Annotated in this window: 18 protein-coding genes; 11 read left to right on the forward strand and 7 right to left on the reverse strand. The window is 54.6% G+C overall.

Annotated features, from left to right (window positions below; all coding sequences use genetic code 11):
- The first annotated feature begins 68 nt into the window (after positions 1 to 68).
- The gene (gene pgtP / locus ABLV52_RS18790; RefSeq protein WP_023289702.1) at positions 69 to 1,460 is read left to right on the forward strand and encodes a phosphoglycerate transporter PgtP; all 1,392 of its coding nucleotides are present in this window, start codon (positions 69 to 71) and stop codon (positions 1,458 to 1,460) included.
- A gap of 143 nt (positions 1,461 to 1,603) precedes the next feature.
- Here the strand turns inward: pgtP and lysM are convergent, their stop codons facing one another.
- The 3 genes from lysM to ABLV52_RS18805 all read right to left on the reverse strand — a co-directional run bounded on the left by lysM (position 1,604) and on the right by ABLV52_RS18805 (position 3,901).
- Positions 1,604 to 2,053 (reverse strand): peptidoglycan-binding protein LysM, encoded by a 450-nt coding sequence (gene lysM / locus ABLV52_RS18795; RefSeq protein WP_348890757.1) that lies wholly within the window; start codon positions 2,051 to 2,053, stop codon positions 1,604 to 1,606.
- A 358-nt stretch (positions 2,054 to 2,411) separates the two neighbouring features.
- Entirely contained in the window at positions 2,412 to 3,056 is a 645-nt protein-coding gene (locus ABLV52_RS18800) for a TenA family protein (RefSeq protein ID WP_348890758.1), read from the reverse strand.
- The gene (locus ABLV52_RS18805; protein WP_348890760.1) at positions 3,056 to 3,901 is read right to left on the reverse strand and encodes a BtpA/SgcQ family protein; all 846 of its coding nucleotides are present in this window, start codon (positions 3,899 to 3,901) and stop codon (positions 3,056 to 3,058) included. Before ABLV52_RS18805 ends, ABLV52_RS18800 begins: the two co-directional genes overlap by 1 nt.
- A gap of 26 nt (positions 3,902 to 3,927) precedes the next feature.
- Between ABLV52_RS18805 and ABLV52_RS18810 the strand changes: the two genes are divergently transcribed.
- Positions 3,928 to 4,800 carry a PfkB family carbohydrate kinase gene (locus tag ABLV52_RS18810; RefSeq protein WP_048334830.1) on the forward strand — a complete coding sequence of 291 codons (873 nt, stop codon included), beginning with the start codon at positions 3,928 to 3,930 and terminating at the stop codon, positions 4,798 to 4,800.
- A 1-nt stretch (position 4,801) separates the two neighbouring features.
- Here ABLV52_RS18810 and ABLV52_RS18815 read toward each other — a convergent pair whose 3' ends face one another.
- Positions 4,802 to 5,755: a substrate-binding domain-containing protein gene (locus ABLV52_RS18815; RefSeq protein WP_232712227.1), complete on the reverse strand. Its 954-nt coding sequence runs from the start codon at positions 5,753 to 5,755 to the stop codon at positions 4,802 to 4,804.
- Positions 5,756 to 6,100: 345 nt separating this feature from the next.
- On the opposite strand from ABLV52_RS18815, the gene ABLV52_RS18820 reads away from it, so the two are divergent.
- From ABLV52_RS18820 to tolA, 7 genes are all read left to right on the forward strand, one after another.
- Positions 6,101 to 7,123 carry a LacI family DNA-binding transcriptional regulator gene (locus tag ABLV52_RS18820; RefSeq protein ID WP_121936060.1) on the forward strand — a complete coding sequence of 341 codons (1,023 nt, stop codon included), beginning with the start codon at positions 6,101 to 6,103 and terminating at the stop codon, positions 7,121 to 7,123.
- 380 nt (positions 7,124 to 7,503) lie between these two features.
- Positions 7,504 to 8,250 carry an ATP-binding cassette domain-containing protein gene (locus tag ABLV52_RS18825; protein ID WP_072199055.1) on the forward strand — a complete coding sequence of 249 codons (747 nt, stop codon included), beginning with the start codon at positions 7,504 to 7,506 and terminating at the stop codon, positions 8,248 to 8,250.
- Between the two features lie 18 nt (positions 8,251 to 8,268).
- Positions 8,269 to 9,270 (forward strand): ABC transporter permease, encoded by a 1,002-nt coding sequence (locus ABLV52_RS18830; protein WP_023289710.1) that lies wholly within the window; start codon positions 8,269 to 8,271, stop codon positions 9,268 to 9,270.
- A 3-nt stretch (positions 9,271 to 9,273) separates the two neighbouring features.
- Positions 9,274 to 10,353 carry a phosphotriesterase-related protein gene (locus ABLV52_RS18835; protein WP_348890761.1) on the forward strand — a complete coding sequence of 360 codons (1,080 nt, stop codon included), beginning with the start codon at positions 9,274 to 9,276 and terminating at the stop codon, positions 10,351 to 10,353.
- 14 nt (positions 10,354 to 10,367) lie between these two features.
- Positions 10,368 to 11,123 (forward strand): glutamine amidotransferase, encoded by a 756-nt coding sequence (locus tag ABLV52_RS18840; protein WP_348890762.1) that lies wholly within the window; start codon positions 10,368 to 10,370, stop codon positions 11,121 to 11,123.
- Positions 11,123 to 12,235 (forward strand): M20 family metallopeptidase, encoded by a 1,113-nt coding sequence (locus tag ABLV52_RS18845; RefSeq protein ID WP_348890764.1) that lies wholly within the window; start codon positions 11,123 to 11,125, stop codon positions 12,233 to 12,235. Before ABLV52_RS18840 ends, ABLV52_RS18845 begins: the two co-directional genes overlap by 1 nt.
- 142 nt (positions 12,236 to 12,377) lie before the next feature.
- Positions 12,378 to 12,806 carry a cell envelope integrity protein TolA gene (tolA, locus tag ABLV52_RS18850; protein ID WP_348890765.1) on the forward strand — a complete coding sequence of 143 codons (429 nt, stop codon included), beginning with the start codon at positions 12,378 to 12,380 and terminating at the stop codon, positions 12,804 to 12,806.
- 187 nt (positions 12,807 to 12,993) lie between these two features.
- On the opposite strand, the gene ABLV52_RS18855 is transcribed toward tolA, so the two are convergent.
- Entirely contained in the window at positions 12,994 to 13,899 is a 906-nt protein-coding gene (locus ABLV52_RS18855) for a LysR family transcriptional regulator (protein WP_348890766.1), read from the reverse strand.
- Between the two features lie 103 nt (positions 13,900 to 14,002).
- Here ABLV52_RS18855 and ABLV52_RS18860 point away from each other — a divergent pair, with 103 nt between their 5' ends.
- Positions 14,003 to 15,211 (forward strand): MFS transporter, encoded by a 1,209-nt coding sequence (locus ABLV52_RS18860; protein WP_348890767.1) that lies wholly within the window; start codon positions 14,003 to 14,005, stop codon positions 15,209 to 15,211.
- Between the two features lie 101 nt (positions 15,212 to 15,312).
- Here ABLV52_RS18860 and ABLV52_RS18865 read toward each other — a convergent pair whose 3' ends face one another.
- Together ABLV52_RS18865 and ABLV52_RS18870 are read right to left on the reverse strand one after the other, a co-directional pair.
- Positions 15,313 to 15,942, reverse strand: a complete 630-nt coding sequence (locus ABLV52_RS18865; protein ID WP_348890768.1) for a helix-turn-helix domain-containing protein — start codon at positions 15,940 to 15,942, stop codon at positions 15,313 to 15,315.
- Between the two features lie 66 nt (positions 15,943 to 16,008).
- Entirely contained in the window at positions 16,009 to 16,668 is a 660-nt protein-coding gene (locus ABLV52_RS18870) for a winged helix-turn-helix transcriptional regulator (RefSeq protein ID WP_032452874.1), read from the reverse strand.
- Between the two features lie 438 nt (positions 16,669 to 17,106).
- On the opposite strand from ABLV52_RS18870, the gene ABLV52_RS18875 reads away from it, so the two are divergent.
- Positions 17,107 to 17,637 carry a fimbrial protein gene (locus ABLV52_RS18875; protein ID WP_023289719.1) on the forward strand — a complete coding sequence of 177 codons (531 nt, stop codon included), beginning with the start codon at positions 17,107 to 17,109 and terminating at the stop codon, positions 17,635 to 17,637.
- Positions 17,638 to 17,639 lie beyond the last annotated feature (2 nt).

Consider the following 17,639-nt stretch of genomic DNA (forward strand, 5'->3'; position numbering starts at 1 on the left):
GCCGCTTATTTCACCCTTCAGGCCGAATGCTCCTGATGTTCACATCAATATAAAATACAGGTGACGACATGTTATCATTATTAAAAAAAGGGCCGTCGGCGAATACAGTTCCTGCTGAGAAAATTCAGGCAACGTATGGTCGATACCGTATGCAGGCGCTGCTAAGCGTATTTCTGGGATATCTGGCGTACTATATCGTGCGCAATAACTTCACCTTATCCACGCCCTATCTGAAAGAGCAGTTAGATCTTAGCGCCACGCAGATCGGTTTGCTCAGCAGCTGTATGCTCATCGCGTACGGGATCAGTAAAGGCGTGATGAGCAGCCTCGCGGATAAAGCCAGCCCGAAAGTGTTTATGGCCTGCGGTCTAGTACTGTGCGCCATCGTCAACGTCGGGTTAGGATTCAGCACCGCATTCTGGGTTTTTGCTGCGCTGGTTGTCCTGAACGGCCTGTTTCAGGGGATGGGGGTCGGCCCCTCTTTCATTACCATCGCGAACTGGTTTCCGCGCCGGGAGCGTGGCCGCGTAGGAGCTTTCTGGAATATTTCCCATAACGTCGGCGGCGGGATTGTCGCCCCGATCGTCGGCGCCGCGTTTGCGATTCTCGGTACCGAGCACTGGCAGAGCGCCAGCTACATTGTGCCGGCCTGCGTGGCGGTGGTATTCGCCATCAGCGTACTGGTGCTGGGTAAAGGTTCGCCGCGCGAGGAAGGCCTGCCTTCGCTGGAAGAGATGATGCCGGAAGAAAAAGTGGTGCTGAAGACCAAACACGCCCGGAAAGCGCCGGAGAACATGAGCGCATTCCAGATCTTCTGCACCTACGTCCTGCGTAACAAAAACGCCTGGTATGTCTCCCTTGTGGATGTGTTTGTCTATATGGTGCGTTTCGGCATGATCAGCTGGCTGCCAATCTACCTGCTGACGGTGAAACATTTTTCTAAAGAGCAGATGAGCGTCGCCTTCCTGTTTTTTGAATGGGCGGCGATTCCGTCTACCCTGCTGGCCGGCTGGCTTTCCGACAAGCTGTTCAAAGGCCGCCGGATGCCGTTAGCCATGATCTGCATGGCGCTGATCTTCATCTGTCTGATCGGCTACTGGAAAAGCGAATCACTGCTGATGGTCACGGTATTTGCGGCGATTGTGGGCTGCCTGATTTACGTCCCGCAGTTTCTGGCCTCGGTCCAGACCATGGAGATCGTCCCCAGCTTTGCCGTTGGCTCCGCCGTGGGCCTGCGCGGATTTATGAGCTATATCTTTGGCGCCTCGTTAGGCACCAGCCTGTTCGGCGTGATGGTGGATAAAATGGGCTGGCACGGCGGGTTCTATCTGCTGATGGGCGGGATCGTCTGCTGCATCCTGTTCTGCTACCTCTCCCATCGCGGCGCGCTGGAGCTTGAGCAACAGCGTAAAAACAGCGAGCAGGAAGAGGCCAGGCTGGCGCTGGCTGACGCACAGTAAGCGCCTGAACCGGGAAAACAAGAGCCAGCTTGCTGGCTCTTTTGCCGTTGAGAGAGGAATTGATGTCCGCCGCTGCTCCCGACGACGGTATAAAGCAAGTATCCCTGCCATCACTGATGTTGCTGCTGAGTGGAATGAACGGCCTACTTCGCCGGGATAATCAGCACCTGACCCGGATAGATTTTATCGGGATGCGTCAGCATCGGTTTATTGGCTTCAAAAATACGTTGATAATCATTGGCAGAGCCATACATCGCTTTGGAGATAGCGCTCAGGGTGTCACCGGATTTGACCGTGTATAAACGACTTTCCGCCCCGCTTTGCGTCACCTTAACGCCGTCACTGACCTGACCTACGCCAGTGACATTCCCGACCGCTACCAGAATTTTTTCCTTATCCTCCTGCGAAGCAACATCGCCAGTGACCGTGGCGGTGCCATCGTCCGCAACATCAATATTGACCTTTTCGGCGCCAGGCAGATTAAGACCATCGATATGTTTTTTCAGTTTATCGGCCCGCTCTTCTTTACTGTCGCCGGAGACGGCGTCCCATATTTTCTCGCCCGCTTCTTTCACAAAACTTAATAATCCCATCTTTCCATACCTCCTCGACTGTTACATGATCACATCATCATCGGACCTGTTGACCCAATGTCAGGGGACTGGTTTGCTACCCGCCCTCGCGTCAACTGCCTGAAGCAGCACAAGCCACCATCAAAGTATAATCAATAAGCGTCAAAGTGCAGGATATTTGCCCCGCTACGGCAGGAAAGTCTGTATTCCGGCAAGGCGACACGAAATGGAAGCGGACATAGCCTCCCCAGCCATGCAGAGAAATGATGGCCCCTCGTCGTAAAATGGCTGGAGAGGCAATGCCCGGATAAGACGCGGACTACCTGAGCAAGATTTCAGGAGACGCCGCTTCCGGCGCCTCCTGTGAGTCACCTCGCGGCTATTCCTCGTATGCAGCGTGATGGAAATCAATTTCCCACTGCAGTACTTCACCGTAAAGCGCCGACAGCGCCTGCTTTTCCTTTTCACTCAGCGCCATGGCGCAACGGTCGAGTTCGTACTTTAGCCAGAGCGCCTGCTGGTAGAATTCGTCCTCCGCGTGCATTTCCACCCAGCGTCGTAAATCAGCATCGCTCTGTCGATGTTCGCTCGCCCGTCGGCACCAGCGATAGTACATCCACTCCGCACCGAACATCAGGGTCACGATCTGCTCATAGCTGCCCTCGCGGGCGGTCCGCAGCATACCGTCGCGAAAGCGCCGTACCCCGGGCAAATCATCCGGGTACTCAGCGGGATCGATCTGTCGCGATGACAGCACCTGCTCAAACCACGCGATCTGCGTATCAACCAGGGCATTCAGCACGCCAATCAGCCAGCGCTGCTGATGAATACCCGGCGCTTTGCTGACCCCGAGGGCAACAATCGCGATGGCCGTCGCGACAAAGTTGCCCTCAAACACCAGATAGCGGTTGAAGACGGCTGTCGGCAGTCGATCCTGTTCAATATCAGTGACAAACGGGTGCTGCTGCATCGCCTGCCACGCCGGTTGATGTTCGCGCAGCAGGCGTTCGCTAAACGCTTCCATTAGGCTTCCTCCAGCGCGGCCTGAGCGACCGACATAAAATGCTTCACCCGGGCCAGCTCAACATCGTTCCACCAGACGCCATCGACCTTCATCGTACTGGCCACAATGACCCCCTGGGTCCGCCCGAGGATCTGCCTCACGTTAGCCGGCGTTACCCCGGAGCCCACCAGGAGCGGTAGCGCCGTCGCCGCGCGGATCTCGTCAATTTCCGCTATCGTGGCGCTATCGCCCGTGCGCTGGCCGGTGGCGATCACCGCGTCGGCCTCGAAGAAATCGACATCGCGCGTCAGCTCCTGAATCGAACGATCGGCGACGATGGCATGGCTACCGTGCTTGACATGGCTATCGGCAAAAACGCGAATATGCTCAGCGCGCAGCATACTGCGGTAGCGCAGCGCCTTTGCGGCCGCCCCTTCAATAAATCCTTCGTTGGCGATATAGGCGTTGGCCCACTGGTTGACGCGGACGAAATCGGCGCCGCCCGCCAGCGCGATGGCCATCGCCGGGATCGCCGCGTTAGCCAGGACGTTAATACCCAGCGGGACCGCAAACCGCTCACGAATTTTCTCGGTAATGACCGCCATCAGCGCGGAGGTTTCATGGCCGATGTCCTCAGGTTTGGAAAACGGAATATCGCCGTGGTTTTCAATAATCAGACCATGAACACCGCCTGAAATATAATTTTCAGCATCGCGAAGCGCACGCTCAACAATATCGGAGACTGATTTTCCTCGATATTTAGGCGCACCAGGAAAAGGATCGCAATGAATAACGCCAATAACGGCTTTGTTTCGTGAAAAAATAGCTTGTATTGCATTGGTTTTTTCTGCTGAGATAGCAACCATCTTATCCATCCTGTTAAGGGAACACTATGCGTGTTTACGTTACCGGTAATATTGCCGTCGATGAAACCTGGTCTATTCCGGATATACCGAAAAAAGGCACTTCCATTCACGGCGTTAAAGTCTCGCAGGATATCGGCGGTAAAGGCGCGAATCAGGCGATTATATTATCCCGCTGTGGAATAGAGACGCGTTTAATTGCCGCCACGGGAAATGACAGCAACGGCGCCTGGATCCGCCAGCAGATAAAAAATGAACCACTGACCTTACTTCCCGACGACCCTTTCAATCAACATAGCGACACCTCGATTATTTTAAATAGCGCTGATGGCGACAATGCCATCATTACCACGACGGCGGCTGCCGACGCCTTCAGCCTTGAGGATATTATTCCGCATATGGCGGATGCCGCCGCCGGCGATATTCTGCTACAGCAGGGCAATTTCTCCCTTGATAAAACGCGGGCGCTGTTCCGGTACGCCAAAACTCTCGGCATGACAACGGTGTTCAACCCCTCGCCCGTCAATCCTGACTTTTGCCATCTGTGGCCGCTCATCGACATCGCGGTAGTCAATGAATCCGAGGCCGAGCTGCTTCAGCCCTATGGGGTGAAAACCTTAGTGATAACCCAGGGCGCCGCTGGCGCCTGGCTGGTTCAGGCGGGACAGCGCCAGTTTTGTCCCGCCGTGCCCGCCGAGGCGATTGATACGACCGGCGCAGGCGATACGTTCCTCGCCGTCATGCTGGCCTCCGCCCTGCTGCGCGGCGTCGCGCCGGATGACCTGGCGCTGGCGCACGCCAGCCGCGCTGCCGCCATAACCGTTAGCCGCCGGGGAACGCTCAGCGCGTTTCCCGGCAGCCATGAGCTCGCCGCCCTGTTAACCCAGGACGGCGCGCGTTGACCTACTTAAACAGCGGACGGTAAGCATCGACGTTCGCTTTGGTCACCACCGTCGCCGGAACCAGAATGGTTTTCGGCACGGTTTTTCCCGACGTGATGCTGTTCAGCGCATTCAGGGCCTCGGCGCCCATCTTTTCCGGATCCTGCTGCAGGACGGCGGTCACGTAGCCGCCGTCAATACCGGAAATCGCCTTCGCCGTCAGATCCCAGCCAAACACTTTAATATCCTTCTGCCGCCCCTGGTTTTCTACGGCGGCGATAGCGCCGAGCAGCGCGGGTTCGCCAGTGGCATAGATTGCTGTCAGATCCGGGTTGCCGGTGATCAGGTTTTCCGCCGCGGTCATCGCTTTATCCTGCACGTTCTGCCCGTCGACCACGTTAGCAATGGAAATGTTCGGATTGCTTTTCAGCGTCTCTTCGAACCCTTTTTGCCGCTGGTTCTGGATGGCCGAATTCAGCGCGCCGACAATCCCCACCCTCGCCTTGCCACCCATCTCTTTCTGCACGTAGTCCACAAAATATTTACCAATAATTCTGCCGCCTTCAATATTGTCCACGCCGACCTGGGCCGCCTGTGGTCCGGCCGGTAATACGGCATCAATCGCAATCACCGGAATGTTAGCGGCGGCGGCTTCTTTTACCGCTGGCATAATTCCGTTAACGTCGATAGCGGCGACCAGAATGCCTTTAACGCCTTGCTGAATATAGTTTTCTATCGCGTCGTTTTGCGCCACGGGATTATCATTAGAGTTGAAAATTACTAAATCCTTGCCGCTGGCCTTAGCCGCATCCTGCGCGCCTTTATTCATCAAATTAAAGAACAGCGCCTGCTGATTGATTTGCACCAGCGCATAAGTCGGACCGGCAGCGCTGGCGGCAGAAATAAAACTCATCGATGCCAGCATGGTCGTGGCGACAGCAAGTAAACGCAGTTTTCCGGTGTGAAATAACATCATCAGTATCCTCGTCGGGAATAGTTGATAGCCAGCAGAGTTCCGCGCCGCATGCGAACGCAGAAGGATTGTTTTTTTGGCGGGCAAATATCGTCTATATGGCCAGAACAATCATCGATCGTTCGGCGGATACCTGCTTAATGTCATCCCGGCAACCGGTCCGTGTCGGTGCGCGACTGGAATGACTTAAACGGGTTTGGGAATGACTTCCCGGATGATGCGGTAAACTGTCTATACAATTCTCTGCTGATTAAAATTTGTCAAGCATTTATTTTCGGTTATTACGCACAGAGAAATTGCTGTATCCACCGCGCTTAACTATGTTACAGATAGCCGATTCTGGCAGAGATGGCGCAGGAAATGAGTATAAAACGCGTATTGTTATCTGATGTGGCAAAGCTGGCGGGGCTGTCGAAAGCGACCCTGTCGCGCTATATGAACAACAGTATTGTGCTGCCGCAGGACACCATAGACCGTATCGAAACCGCCATTCGCGAACTGGACTATCGCGGTAATAGCCTGGCGCGCCGTCTGAGCAAAGGCGGCAGCGAGACGCTTGGCCTGGTGCTCCCCGACATTACCAACCCCTTCTTTGCCGAGCTGGCCGACGCTGCCGAAGAGGCCGCTTCTGCCAGCGGCTACAGCCTGGTGTTGTGTATCACCCGCAACAACCCGGAAAAAGAGTGCCAGTTCATCCGCTGGCTGGATACCTGCCAGGTAGACGGCCTGCTGTTCACCACCAACCGCCCCGATAACGGCCTGCTGCGCAAGGAGATCCAGCGTCACGAACGCATTGTCCTGCTGGATGAAGATATTCCCGGGAGTCAGGTTCCAAAAGTGTTTGCTGATAACGTCCAGGGCGGGCGCATCGCCACCGAAAAACTGATCGCCGCCGGGCATCGTCATATCGCTTTCGTCGGCGGCCCGGACAAACTGATGAGCGTCCGTGAGCGCTATCAGGGTTTTTGCACCGCGATGGAGCAAGCCGGCCTGAGCTGGCCGCCCGAATGGGTGATGTACGGCGACTATCAGCGCGAGTTTGGCCAGCATGCGCTGCGGCACCTCTTCAGCCAACCGGTTCGCCCTACTGCCGTCTTCGCGGCCAGCGACTATCTGGTGCTCGGTCTGCTTGACGGTCTACGCGCCAGCGGGCTCCAGGCGCCGGAGGCGCTTTCGCTAGTCGGCTTCGATGACGCCAATTACGCCGATTTTACCCAGCCGCGGATCTCCACTATCCGCCAGCCCGCCCGGGAACTGGGGCGCACCGCGGTGCACATCATGATGCGCCTGCTAAACGACGATCCGGATATCCCAGCGGAAACCCGCCTGCCGGTTGAATGGATTGGTCGCGACTCGATCAAGATCTGTTAAGCATGTCCCATAATGACGCAAAAGCGCCCGCTTTTGGCGCAAAAAACGATCAATTAACAATTTATTCACTATAATCAGTAAACCGGTTTACCGGATTGTAATCAATAAAATCTATTGAATACATAAGGTTAAGGCACAGGGCTGCCGTGTTGTTCCTGCCCTGGCACGGATGCTGCAATGTTCTTACTGGCGAACAAATATCTTACATAGCGTTTGTCCTGACTGTACTGGCGAGGGCTCTGATCCGCAGGTAAACCGGTTTACTAGATTGTAAACCGTGTCGGATAGAGTCTCTCCCGCAGGATGGCGAACATTTTCCCGGCAATAGCGATGGGAGTTATCAGATGCAGCAGCCACAAACTACCCCGCCAAGGGTGGAGATGATCAATATCACCAAGACCTACGGGTCGATACGTTCATTGCGCGGCGTTAACCTCGAGTTGGCCCCGGGCGAGGTGCTGGGTTTAGTGGGCGACAACGGCGCGGGGAAATCCACCCTCACCAAAGTGCTCTCTGGCGCGGTGATCCCCTCCAGCGGCACGATTCGTATCGACGGTGAACAGCAGCAGTTTACCAATCCGGCCGATTCGCGCCGCTGCCATATCGAGATGGTCTATCAGGATCTGTCGCTCTGCGACACGGTCGACGTCGCGGGCAATCTGTTTATGGGCCGTGAGCCGATGAAATCGGTCCTCGGTATTCCCTTTCTCGACGAGGCCAAAATGCACGCCGATGCCAGAGAGATGCTTAAAGGGCTGGGGATCTCTATTCCGGATACCCGCCTGCTGGTGCGAAATCTCTCCGGCGGCCAGCGCCAGGCTATTGCCATCGCCCGCGCGGCGGCCTTTGACCCGAAAGTGCTGATTATGGATGAACCCACCGCCGCGCTGGCCGTCGCGGAGGTCGAAGCGGTTCTGGAACTCATTCGCCGCGTTTCCGCTCGCGGGGTGAGCGTGATTCTGATTACCCACCGCCTGCAGGACCTGTTCCTGGTGTGTGACCGGATCATGGTGATGTATGAAGGTACCAATGTCGCTGACAGGCGGGTGTCCGACACCAGCCTGAACGATATCGTTAACCTGATTGTGGGCGAAAAATTCACCGCCCGCTCTGCGGCTGCACATTGAGGTAACAGGATGAGTATCATGAACTTAAGCAGCTCCCGCATGATCCAGCATTCGCTGCCGCGCCGCCTGCTGCATAACCACTCGGGCGTAGTCAGCATCGCGCTCTTTTTCGTCTTCTGCTGCGTGGTGTTTTCGCTGATCACCAGCAACTTTCTCACCGGCACCAACTGGCTGAATATCATCCGTCAGAGCGCCCCGCTGCTGATCGTCGCGACGGCGATGACCCTGGTGATTACCACCGGCGGTATCGATCTGTCGGTGGGCTCTACCCTGGCGCTGGTCGGCGCACTCTCCGCTATCGCCCTGAATAGCTGGGGGCTGCCGTGGCCGGTGGTACTGCTCGGCGGCCTGCTGCTCGGCGGCGTCGTTGGCGCCATCAATGGCTTCTTTATTGCCTATGAAGGGATTCCGGCGTTTATCGTCACCCTCGCCACTCTGGCTGTGGTTCGCGGCATCGCGCTGCTGATCACTCAGGGTTATTCGATTCCGGTTCCGGCTGACAGCCTGTTTACCTTTATCGGACGCGCGTGGGTTGTCGGTATCCCCATGCCCGCGCTGCTCGGCATTCTGATTCTGCTGATCGGGCATATCGTTCTTAATCACATGCGTTTTGGTCGCTATGTGACCGCTATCGGCGCCAACGCCGAAGGCGCGCGACGGAGCGGGATTAATACCAAAGCCGTCACGATGAAGGTCTATATCCTCAGCGGCATGGCCGCCGCGCTGGCGGGAATGATCATTACCGCTCGCCTCGGCAGCGGCTCCTCCAACCAGGGCGAAGGCTTTGAACTGCAGGTTATTGCCGCCGTGGTGCTTGGCAGTACCAGCCTGTTTGGCGGCTTCGGTACCATTATCGGCACGCTGCTGGGCGCGCTGTCGATTGCGGTCATTCAGAACGGGCTGATCCTGTCGCATATTTCGCCATTTTACACCCAGATAGCTACCGGCACCATTATCCTGCTGGCTATCTGGCTGAACACCCGCATTCTCAACCCCACGCGCTCCGCGGCAAAAGGATAGCTGATGAACGGTTCAATTTTTCGTCATCCCTCACCGTTGCCGGTTGGCGTCAGCAGCGGTTACGTGATGACAGTGCTTGGCCCGCTGCCGATTAACGAAATGGGCGTCACCCTGATGCATGAGCATATTCTGCTGGATGCCTCCGGCAAATGGGTGCCGCCCTGCTGCTGTAGCGATCGCCATCTTGCCGAAATGCCGGTGAAAATGGAAAACCTTGGCGAACTGTCGCTGAATCCGTTGATGAGCCGCGATAACTGTCAGCTGTTTGATGTCGACGTTGCGATTGAGGAACTCACTAAATATCGCGCCCTTGGCGGCGAAACCGTGGTCGACCCGACCAATATCGGTATTGGCCGCGATCCGAAAGCGCTGGCGCGCATCGCGCGTCTGACCGGTCTGAACATTATTATGGGTACCGGCCTCTATCTGGAGCCTTCGCACCCCGAGTGGGTAAGGACCAGCAGCGTTGAACAGCTGACCGAACGGCTGATTTACGATCTTGGCGGCGCGGAGGAGAAACCGGAGGTACTCGCCGGGCTTATCGGCGAAATCGGTATCTCCAGCCGTTTTACGCCGGATGAGGAGAAATCCCTGCGCGCTGCGGGTCGGGCCAGCGCCGCGACCGGCGTGCCGATCGAGGTCCATCTGCCGGGCTGGGAGCGGCTGGGTCATCGGGTGCTGGATATTCTCGAGCAGGAAGGCGCCGATTTACGCCATACCGTGCTGTGCCATATGAACCCCAGCTTTGCCGATAAGCGCTACCAGCGCGAACTGGCCCATCGCGGAGCATTCCTCGAATACGACATGATTGGCATGAGCTATTACTACGCCGACGAATCAGCGCAGTCGCCCTCCGACGAGGAGAACGCCCGCGCGATCCGCGAGTTAATTGACGACGGCTATATCCAGCACATTCTGTTGTCGCAGGATGTCTTCCTGAAAACCATGCTCACCCGCTACGGCGGCCACGGTTACGGCTACATACTCAAGCATTTTGTTCCGCGTCTGCGGCGCCACGGCGTCAGCGGCGAACAGCTTGAAACCTTAATGATTGGAAACCCCCAGCGGGTCTTTGGCGGATAAAAGGAAACGTCATCATGCAGAAAAAAATCTTACTGGTCGGTGAGTCCTGGACCAGCACCTCAACGCACGTTAAAGGCTTCGACCAGTTTGCCACCGCCACCTGGCACACCGGCGCAACGGATTTTCTGGCCTCGCTCGCCGACAGTCCCTATGCCATTACCTATATGCCCGCCCACGCGGCGGCGACAGACTTTCCGCTGACGCTGGAAGCGCTGGAACACTGGGATGCGATCATCCTTTCGGATATCGGCGCCAATACGCTGCTGCTGCATCCGGACACCTGGCTGAAGAGCCGCCGCACCGCCAACCGTCTAACGCTCCTGCATGATTACGTGGCCGGCGGGGGGGCGCTGATGATGATCGGCGGCTATTACAGCTTCCAGGGGATCAACGGCGGCGCACGCTACCGTAATACCGCGGTGGAGAAAGTGCTGCCGGTTCGCTGCCTGGCCTGGGACGATCGCATTGAAACCCCGGAAGGCTGCTTTGCTGAAGTGGCGGGATCTCACCCCCTGTTTAACGATATTCCGGGCGAATGGCCGTGGTTGCTGGGCTATAACGAGGTTGAAATGCATCCGGAAGGTAAACTGCTGGCGACCGTGGCCGGTACCGATCATCCTCTGCTGGCCATTCGCGAATATCAGCGGGGGCGCTCGCTGGTGTGGACCAGCGACATGTCGGCACACTGGCTGCCGGAAGAGTTTGCCAAATGGCCCGGCTATCGCCAGCTGTGGATTAACTGCCTCGACTGGCTGACGGAACGCCGCTGATGACCGCTACCCTTGAGCTCGCCCGGCAGCTGCTGGGCTTTAACACCATCAACCCGCCGGGCAGCGAAGCCGACTGCATGCGGTTCTTCGCCGACTGGCTTGCCGATAGCGGTTTTGAGGTGTCGCTGTCGTCATTCGGCGAGGGACGCTGCAATCTTATCGCCAGGCTGCCCGGGTTGAAGAGCGGTAAACCGCTGGCCTTTACCGGACATCTGGATACCGTCCCGCTGGGAAATACCCGCTGGCAGTACGATCCTTTCGGCGCGCAGATGGAAGACGGGCGTCTTTATGGCCGCGGGTCGAGCGATATGAAAGCGGCGATAGCGGCATTTGCCGTCGCCTGCGTTCATCAGCGGCAAACGATTCGCGCCGGGCGCGGCGCACTATTGCTGATCACCGGCGGAGAAGAGACCGGCTGCGACGGCGCGCGTGCGCTGATCGCCTCCGATACGTTGCCAGAGGTGGGCGCGCTGATCGTCGGTGAGCCCACCGCCAACTACCCGGTTATCGGTCATAAAGGCGCCCTCTGGCTACGCTGCGAAACGCGGGGAAAAACCGCCCACGGCGCGATGCCGGAGCTGGGGATCAATGCTATTTATCTTGCGGCGGATGCGCTGGGTAAGATCCAGCATTTTTCGCCGGGCGCGCCGCATCCGCTGATGAAGCAACCCACCCTCAACGTCGGACGCATAGAGGGCGGACTCAATATTAATTCCGTACCGGACCGCACGCGTTTTGATGTCGACATCCGCAGCGCGCCCAATTTACAGCACGCCGCTATCCGGGAGCGCTTGACGACGCTGCTGGGCGAAAGCGTTACGGTCACCACGCTGGTCGACCTGCCTGCGGTCCTGAGCCGGGAGGATCATGCATGGATTAAGCAGGTTTACCAACGCTGTCAGCCGCTGCACGCTGAGCCGATTACACCGCGCGTGGTGCCCTACTTTACCGACGCCTCGCTGCTGCTGCCTGCCCTGGGCGACCCGCCCTGTATTATTCTCGGCCCCGGGGAGCCGTCGATGGCTCATCAAACCGACGAGTACTGCCTGCTCAGCCGGCTGGCGGAGGCAGAACGGCTATACGGTGACCTGATTCGCGACTGGATGGCCTAACCGTCCGCGACGAAAGCCCAAAATGTGTGACGGCGTCACTTAAAGCGAGCGCCATGCATTCAGCGTTTGAATAATCTCGCGGAATAACAGAGGATAACCGCCTCGTACACGAAATGTTTCACCACCAGCAAGGAGGCTTACCATGTCCGTGAAAATTAACGCCGTGCTCGTTTGCACCCTCTCTTTCCTCCTTTCCGCCTGTTCGGGTCATGCTTCTGCGCCGGACAGCGCCGAAGACGCTCAAATATCGGCAGAAGTGGATAAGATACTTCGCGATTATCAAACGGGTGCCGATACGTCACCGCAGGCCAATGCCTCACGCTATCTGGCGCGGATCCAGGCGGCTATCTTCGCTAACATAGACCAGCCGGACTCCTGGCAAGGGCAAAAATGCTCGGTGCGCTTTACCCTGCAGCGTGACGGGACGGTGCAGGATCTGGCGGTCGAGAACGGCGATCGTCCATTCTGCGCGCAGGTGATGTCCGCGCTGAAAGCCGCCAAAATTCCGCCTGCGCCAGATGAAAAAACCTATCAAACATTTAGCCATGTCGTTCTGGACTTGAAGGCCTGAGCTTGTCCGTAGAAAGCGCCCCGGTCATCGCCAGGGCAATGGCTAAAAAGATAAGCTGACCGCCTGCTTAACAGACGCTTTTTGGCGATCAGCGAGGAATGATTCAATGGTGCTTGAGTCGAGGTGATGAGCGGCAAGAGCGCCGGCTGAACGGGACAGCGCATCCAGGTGCGCTGATGATGGCCTCTTATTCATGACTCAATCTCTGATGCATGAAATCAATAAGCGCTCTTGTTTTTGCCGGCAAATAACGCCGATCGGAATACAGGGCGAACAATTGCAAGGGGGCTGCCGATTGTTCAAATTCAATTTCGATTAACCGGCCATCGTCAATATAGGGCTGGCAGGCTTGTTTCGACAGGATGGCATAACCGACGCCTGAGATGGCCGCTCGCCCTGCCATCTCCCCGCTGTTGACCCGATAACGACCGTTCACTTTAATCGTCTCGAATCCGCCCTTTTTATTCACAAACTGCCAGGGAGCGCCTTTAAGCGCATTTACCGTTGTAATACAGGGCAATTCTTCAAATTGCTGTATACGAGAAGGCGTGCCATAACGCTGGATAACGGAGGGGGCCGCAACGATGGTGCAAGGGATGGTCACCAGATGACGGGCTATGTAGTCACTGTCATCCATCTGACCACGACTCACAATGACAGCGAGATCCAGATCATCGCGCAGGGATTCATAACCAGACAAATTGGTGACGCAACTTATCTCCAGGTCCGGATGCTGACAGGCGAAATCGGCAACAATAGCGCCCAGCAATGCAGGACCGATTTCATTAGGAATACAGATACGTAATGGCCCTTTGAATTGCATTTGCCGCAACGTTAATTCGGTTTCAGTTTGCTCAAGCGCTTCCAGTAATGGCTTCGCCCGGGTATAGAGTAGATGCCCCGCCTGAGTGAGTTTCATATGTCGGGTACTGCGTTCAATAAGCTGAAGATTCAGTTTGTCTTCTAGCTGAGCAATGCAACGGCTCACATTTGATGCCGGCATTTCAAGGGCTTTCGAAGCCCCCACAAAACTGTCTCTTTCAACTACAGCGATGAAGACTTTCAGCGCATTAAAATCAAGACCTGGCCGCATCAACTATCCCACATATGATAATAATGAGTGCCATTTTTACCATCTAATCGATAAGTTTGATAGCAGTTAAGCTAGGTTATCTTTCATCAACAGGTCGCTTGCTATGCCACGGGTCACCACAACATTTAATCAAAAGGCGCTGATACGGATAGCGCTGGTCATCGCTTTTGTGCAGTTTACTAATGCGCTGGAATATATGATGTTCAGCCCTGTTTTTACATTTATGGCCGCGGATTTCGCTGTTCCCGTCTCCTTCTCAGGCTATGTATCCGGTATGTACACCTCTGGAGCCGTCCTGTCGGGAATTATCGCCTTTTACTGGGTTGACCGTTGCAATAAGAAGCGTTTTCTTATCGCTAATATGGTGCTGCTAGCCATAGCGACACTGTTGACGACATTCATAACCAGTTTTCCTCTTCTTCTTACCTTGCGATTCTTCGCAGGGCTGGTTGGAGGGACGACAATGGGTGTGGGGATCGGTATTTTGATAAACCACACGCCGGCTGACTTGCGCGGAAAAATGTTGGCGACGGTGATTGCGTCATTTTCGCTGGTAAGCGTTGTGGGGATGCCCGCTATATTATTTTTGTGTACTCATTACGGTTGGCATGTCGCGTTGTGGTTAATCAGCACGCTCTGTTTGTTGGCATTGCCATTGATCGTCACTGTCATTCCTCAGGACCCCGTCGCTTTCGACACGTCTCACGCGCTGCCCCTCGATGTTGATACTTTACTGTTTGCTTCCGGTAATGCACTGGTACAGTTTAGTCCAATGCTGATCATTCCTGTTCTGGCGCCATTAATGACGCAGCTGTTGGGGGCTTCTGAAGGCCTGCTGCCCTGGCTGTTCTTCGGCGGGGGACTGGCGGGGTATTTGTCTACAAGAATGACAGGGGCATTAACCTCTCGTTTTTCTGCATTGAGTTTGGCGACCGGGTCAACCCTCGTTTTTATTCTGAGCTTGCTGATACCCTTCCTGGGCTATCCGCATCCGGCGCTGTTTATGACGTTATTTCTCGGGGCAGCTTACAGTCGTCTGGTTTCATCTTCGGCGGTTACGATTCAGTTTCCTGATAACAACCAACGAGCGGGATTCTCTTCATTACAGACGTCCATGATGTATCTGATGACGACTGCCGCATTTTTCCTGTCCGCTTTTCTGTTACCTGACCATCGCATGGCGCTCCAGAATATGGACACGTTGCTGGCGCTATGTGCAATTTCCGCATCAGGATCCCCAATTATTATCATCATTTTGCAAAAGAAACTGGCTAAGCGGACGATCCCGCCCGATCGGCGCACCACTGGGTAGAACATGGCGCGCCCTGCCCTGGGCATTAAAAATTATCATTGACCCTGGTGTGGTCGCTAAATGGAGATGAGGGGCGTTTTTTTGTCTGACGGTGTCTGAATTTAGTACCTGGCGGGAAGCTTATGGATTTTAATGAGTCTTCCCTCTTCCATTTCGATAAAACCACCCGTTTTTAAATCTGCAAGAATGCGCATGACGCCGCTGCGAGAAAGATGGGTTTTCTCACGGATGTAGAGTTCCGCTGTGACTGCGGCGCGATAACTCTCATCTTCTTCGCTTAAATTGAGCAACTGCTGGCGGATCATCTCGTACGCCGTCGGTGCGCCCTGCGGCATCACATTGTTGTAAAGTCGGCCATACACAAACATCAGTTGCTTTGAGAGCAGCCCCCATAACGACTTTTCTTTAATAATGTCATGAACACGAGCGGTGGAGATCTCGCCAATCACGCAGGAGTTGATAGTTTTAATGTAATCATCGAAGTAAATATCCGTCAGATTGGCAAGACCAAACACGGCGGGACTGCGCGCAGTGGACAGCATCATATTATCGTTTCGGCGATAAACCGCTACGGTTCCCTCAAGGATGAGGTAACACATCCCCTGGCCATTCACCTTGAAATCCAGTTGCTCCCCCCTTTCAGTTTTACGTGGCGTGCAATACGGCTGTAAATGCGTCATCAACTCTTGCGCGTAGGGTGAACCTCTGTGAGGTTTTGCTGAAGAGGACATAACCGATAACCTTTAGATTGACCTGTCTGATTATAGCCTGGCTTCCTGTTGCGGGTATCCTCATCGTCAGTATTTTCGAGGCAAATGGTTGATATCAAGAAGTATACCCCGTTCCATGGTGATGTAGTTCCCGGTTCGCAGCTCTGCCAGAATTCGCATAATCCCGCTCCGTGAAAGATAGGTTCGGCTCTTAATATAGGCTGCAGCCGTAATTTGTTGCCGTATCGCATCCGGCTCTTGCATCAGTTCAACAAGCTGAAAGCGGATGATGTCATAAGCGGACATCTGCGAGATTTGTGCGCAATGCTCATACACCCGGGAGGCCGTATAAATCAGGAGTTTCGAAAAATGCTCCCATAGATCCAGTTGCGCCACGATGTGATTAAAACAATCCAGTGACACCCGGGCGATCTCTGACGTCTCCAGCGCTCTCACATAGAGATGCTCTGAGGAAAACTGACTACTGACGCCCAGAATAAAGGGTGATGATTCAGAATTTAAAACAATGCCATCGCCGCGACGGTGCAGCGCTACGCTACCTTGCAATAGTAAAAAACATTGCCGAATATCATCTTTATAATAATGCACGACCTCACCTCTGCCGATCACTACTCTTTCTGCTGCTGGCAACACATGATTTATCAGAGTCTCGATGTGCCGAAATGGTTTTAATTCCAGGGCAATTGATTTGTCCTGGTTTTCCGGGGTGGTTAAGCGCGTGTTCATATGCTGCCTCAATTCCTCTACGGTGATCGCTTTATTGATCGACCCGACGAATTATCTTAAAAATGAAGAAACCGCGAAATATTGGTTTAGGGTCCAAAAGTAGACCGTGCTAAAGATGTACTCTAAGTAATTGATTTTGTGCCTCATGACCTTTGAGTCTAAAAATAGACCGGGCCTTAATAAACACAATAAAAAAGGAATGTTACTTATTCGTTAAGTGAGAGTCTACTTATAGACCCACAAATCATTTGAGTTTAAGAAAGTGATTAGATAAATTTTAGCCAGCCAGCAGAACAGTTCATGATCTTACCGTAATTAATTATGGCTGCCATGCTGCACAGTAATAAATAAGGCGCTGGTACAAAAAGAGTGTAACGCTCATCGGCACCCTATTGCCTGAATATAAGTGGCAAACCAAGTTAATAAGGAAACAACGTAATGAAAAAAAGTCTTGTTTTAGTTGCCTTGACCGCAACTGCAGCGCTGTCTATGTCTCACGCTTTTGCTGCCGCTGGCACCGTGAATTTCGTCGGCAATATTCTTGATACTGCCTGTGAAGTCGATGTGGCATCGCAAAACCAGCAGGTCAATCTCGGTAACTTTTATAAAACTGAATTTCCGAACAGTGGCGCAAAAGCGGCTGCAAAGGATTTTAATATCGTGCTTAAAAACTGCCCAACCACAGTGACTTCGACAAAAGTACGCTTTGATGGCACCCCAGATCTGACCAACCCTAACCTGCTGGCTATTGATACCTCAACCTCCAGTGCGGCGTCAGGGGTGGCGATTAACCTGATGACCGCCGATAAAGTCGACCTGCCTTTACACGGTGAGAACAGCTATAACTACACCCTTAGCAGCACCCAGGACAATACGCTGAAATTCTACGCGCAATATATCTCCACCACGGCATCAGTAACGCCGGGTACGGCCAACTCTGTTGCTAACTTCTCCATTGTATATAACTGATT

The organism is Klebsiella sp. GB_Kp056, from assembly GCF_040064755.1.
GTDB lineage: Bacteria > Pseudomonadota > Gammaproteobacteria > Enterobacterales > Enterobacteriaceae > Klebsiella > Klebsiella quasipneumoniae.

What these genes read in the sequence shown, in the direction of transcription:
- pgtP (WP_023289702.1), top strand. Translation starts at nt 69, where the DNA reads ATGTTATCATTATTAAAAAAAGGGCCGTCGGCGAATACAGTTCCTGCT.
- lysM (WP_348890757.1), bottom strand. Translation starts at nt 2,053, where the DNA reads ATGGGATTATTAAGTTTTGTGAAAGAAGCGGGCGAGAAAATATGGGAC.
- ABLV52_RS18800 (WP_348890758.1), bottom strand. Translation starts at nt 3,056, where the DNA reads ATGGAAGCGTTTAGCGAACGCCTGCTGCGCGAACATCAACCGGCGTGG.
- ABLV52_RS18805 (WP_348890760.1), bottom strand. Translation starts at nt 3,901, where the DNA reads ATGGTTGCTATCTCAGCAGAAAAAACCAATGCAATACAAGCTATTTTT.
- ABLV52_RS18810 (WP_048334830.1), top strand. Translation starts at nt 3,928, where the DNA reads ATGCGTGTTTACGTTACCGGTAATATTGCCGTCGATGAAACCTGGTCT.
- ABLV52_RS18815 (WP_232712227.1), bottom strand. Translation starts at nt 5,755, where the DNA reads ATGATGTTATTTCACACCGGAAAACTGCGTTTACTTGCTGTCGCCACG.
- ABLV52_RS18820 (WP_121936060.1), top strand. Translation starts at nt 6,101, where the DNA reads ATGGCGCAGGAAATGAGTATAAAACGCGTATTGTTATCTGATGTGGCA.
- ABLV52_RS18825 (WP_072199055.1), top strand. Translation starts at nt 7,504, where the DNA reads ATGATCAATATCACCAAGACCTACGGGTCGATACGTTCATTGCGCGGC.
- ABLV52_RS18830 (WP_023289710.1), top strand. Translation starts at nt 8,269, where the DNA reads ATGAACTTAAGCAGCTCCCGCATGATCCAGCATTCGCTGCCGCGCCGC.
- ABLV52_RS18835 (WP_348890761.1), top strand. Translation starts at nt 9,274, where the DNA reads ATGAACGGTTCAATTTTTCGTCATCCCTCACCGTTGCCGGTTGGCGTC.
- ABLV52_RS18840 (WP_348890762.1), top strand. Translation starts at nt 10,368, where the DNA reads ATGCAGAAAAAAATCTTACTGGTCGGTGAGTCCTGGACCAGCACCTCA.
- ABLV52_RS18845 (WP_348890764.1), top strand. Translation starts at nt 11,123, where the DNA reads ATGACCGCTACCCTTGAGCTCGCCCGGCAGCTGCTGGGCTTTAACACC.
- tolA (WP_348890765.1), top strand. Translation starts at nt 12,378, where the DNA reads ATGTCCGTGAAAATTAACGCCGTGCTCGTTTGCACCCTCTCTTTCCTC.
- ABLV52_RS18855 (WP_348890766.1), bottom strand. Translation starts at nt 13,899, where the DNA reads ATGCGGCCAGGTCTTGATTTTAATGCGCTGAAAGTCTTCATCGCTGTA.
- ABLV52_RS18860 (WP_348890767.1), top strand. Translation starts at nt 14,003, where the DNA reads ATGCCACGGGTCACCACAACATTTAATCAAAAGGCGCTGATACGGATA.
- ABLV52_RS18865 (WP_348890768.1), bottom strand. Translation starts at nt 15,942, where the DNA reads ATGTCCTCTTCAGCAAAACCTCACAGAGGTTCACCCTACGCGCAAGAG.
- ABLV52_RS18870 (WP_032452874.1), bottom strand. Translation starts at nt 16,668, where the DNA reads ATGAACACGCGCTTAACCACCCCGGAAAACCAGGACAAATCAATTGCC.
- ABLV52_RS18875 (WP_023289719.1), top strand. Translation starts at nt 17,107, where the DNA reads ATGAAAAAAAGTCTTGTTTTAGTTGCCTTGACCGCAACTGCAGCGCTG.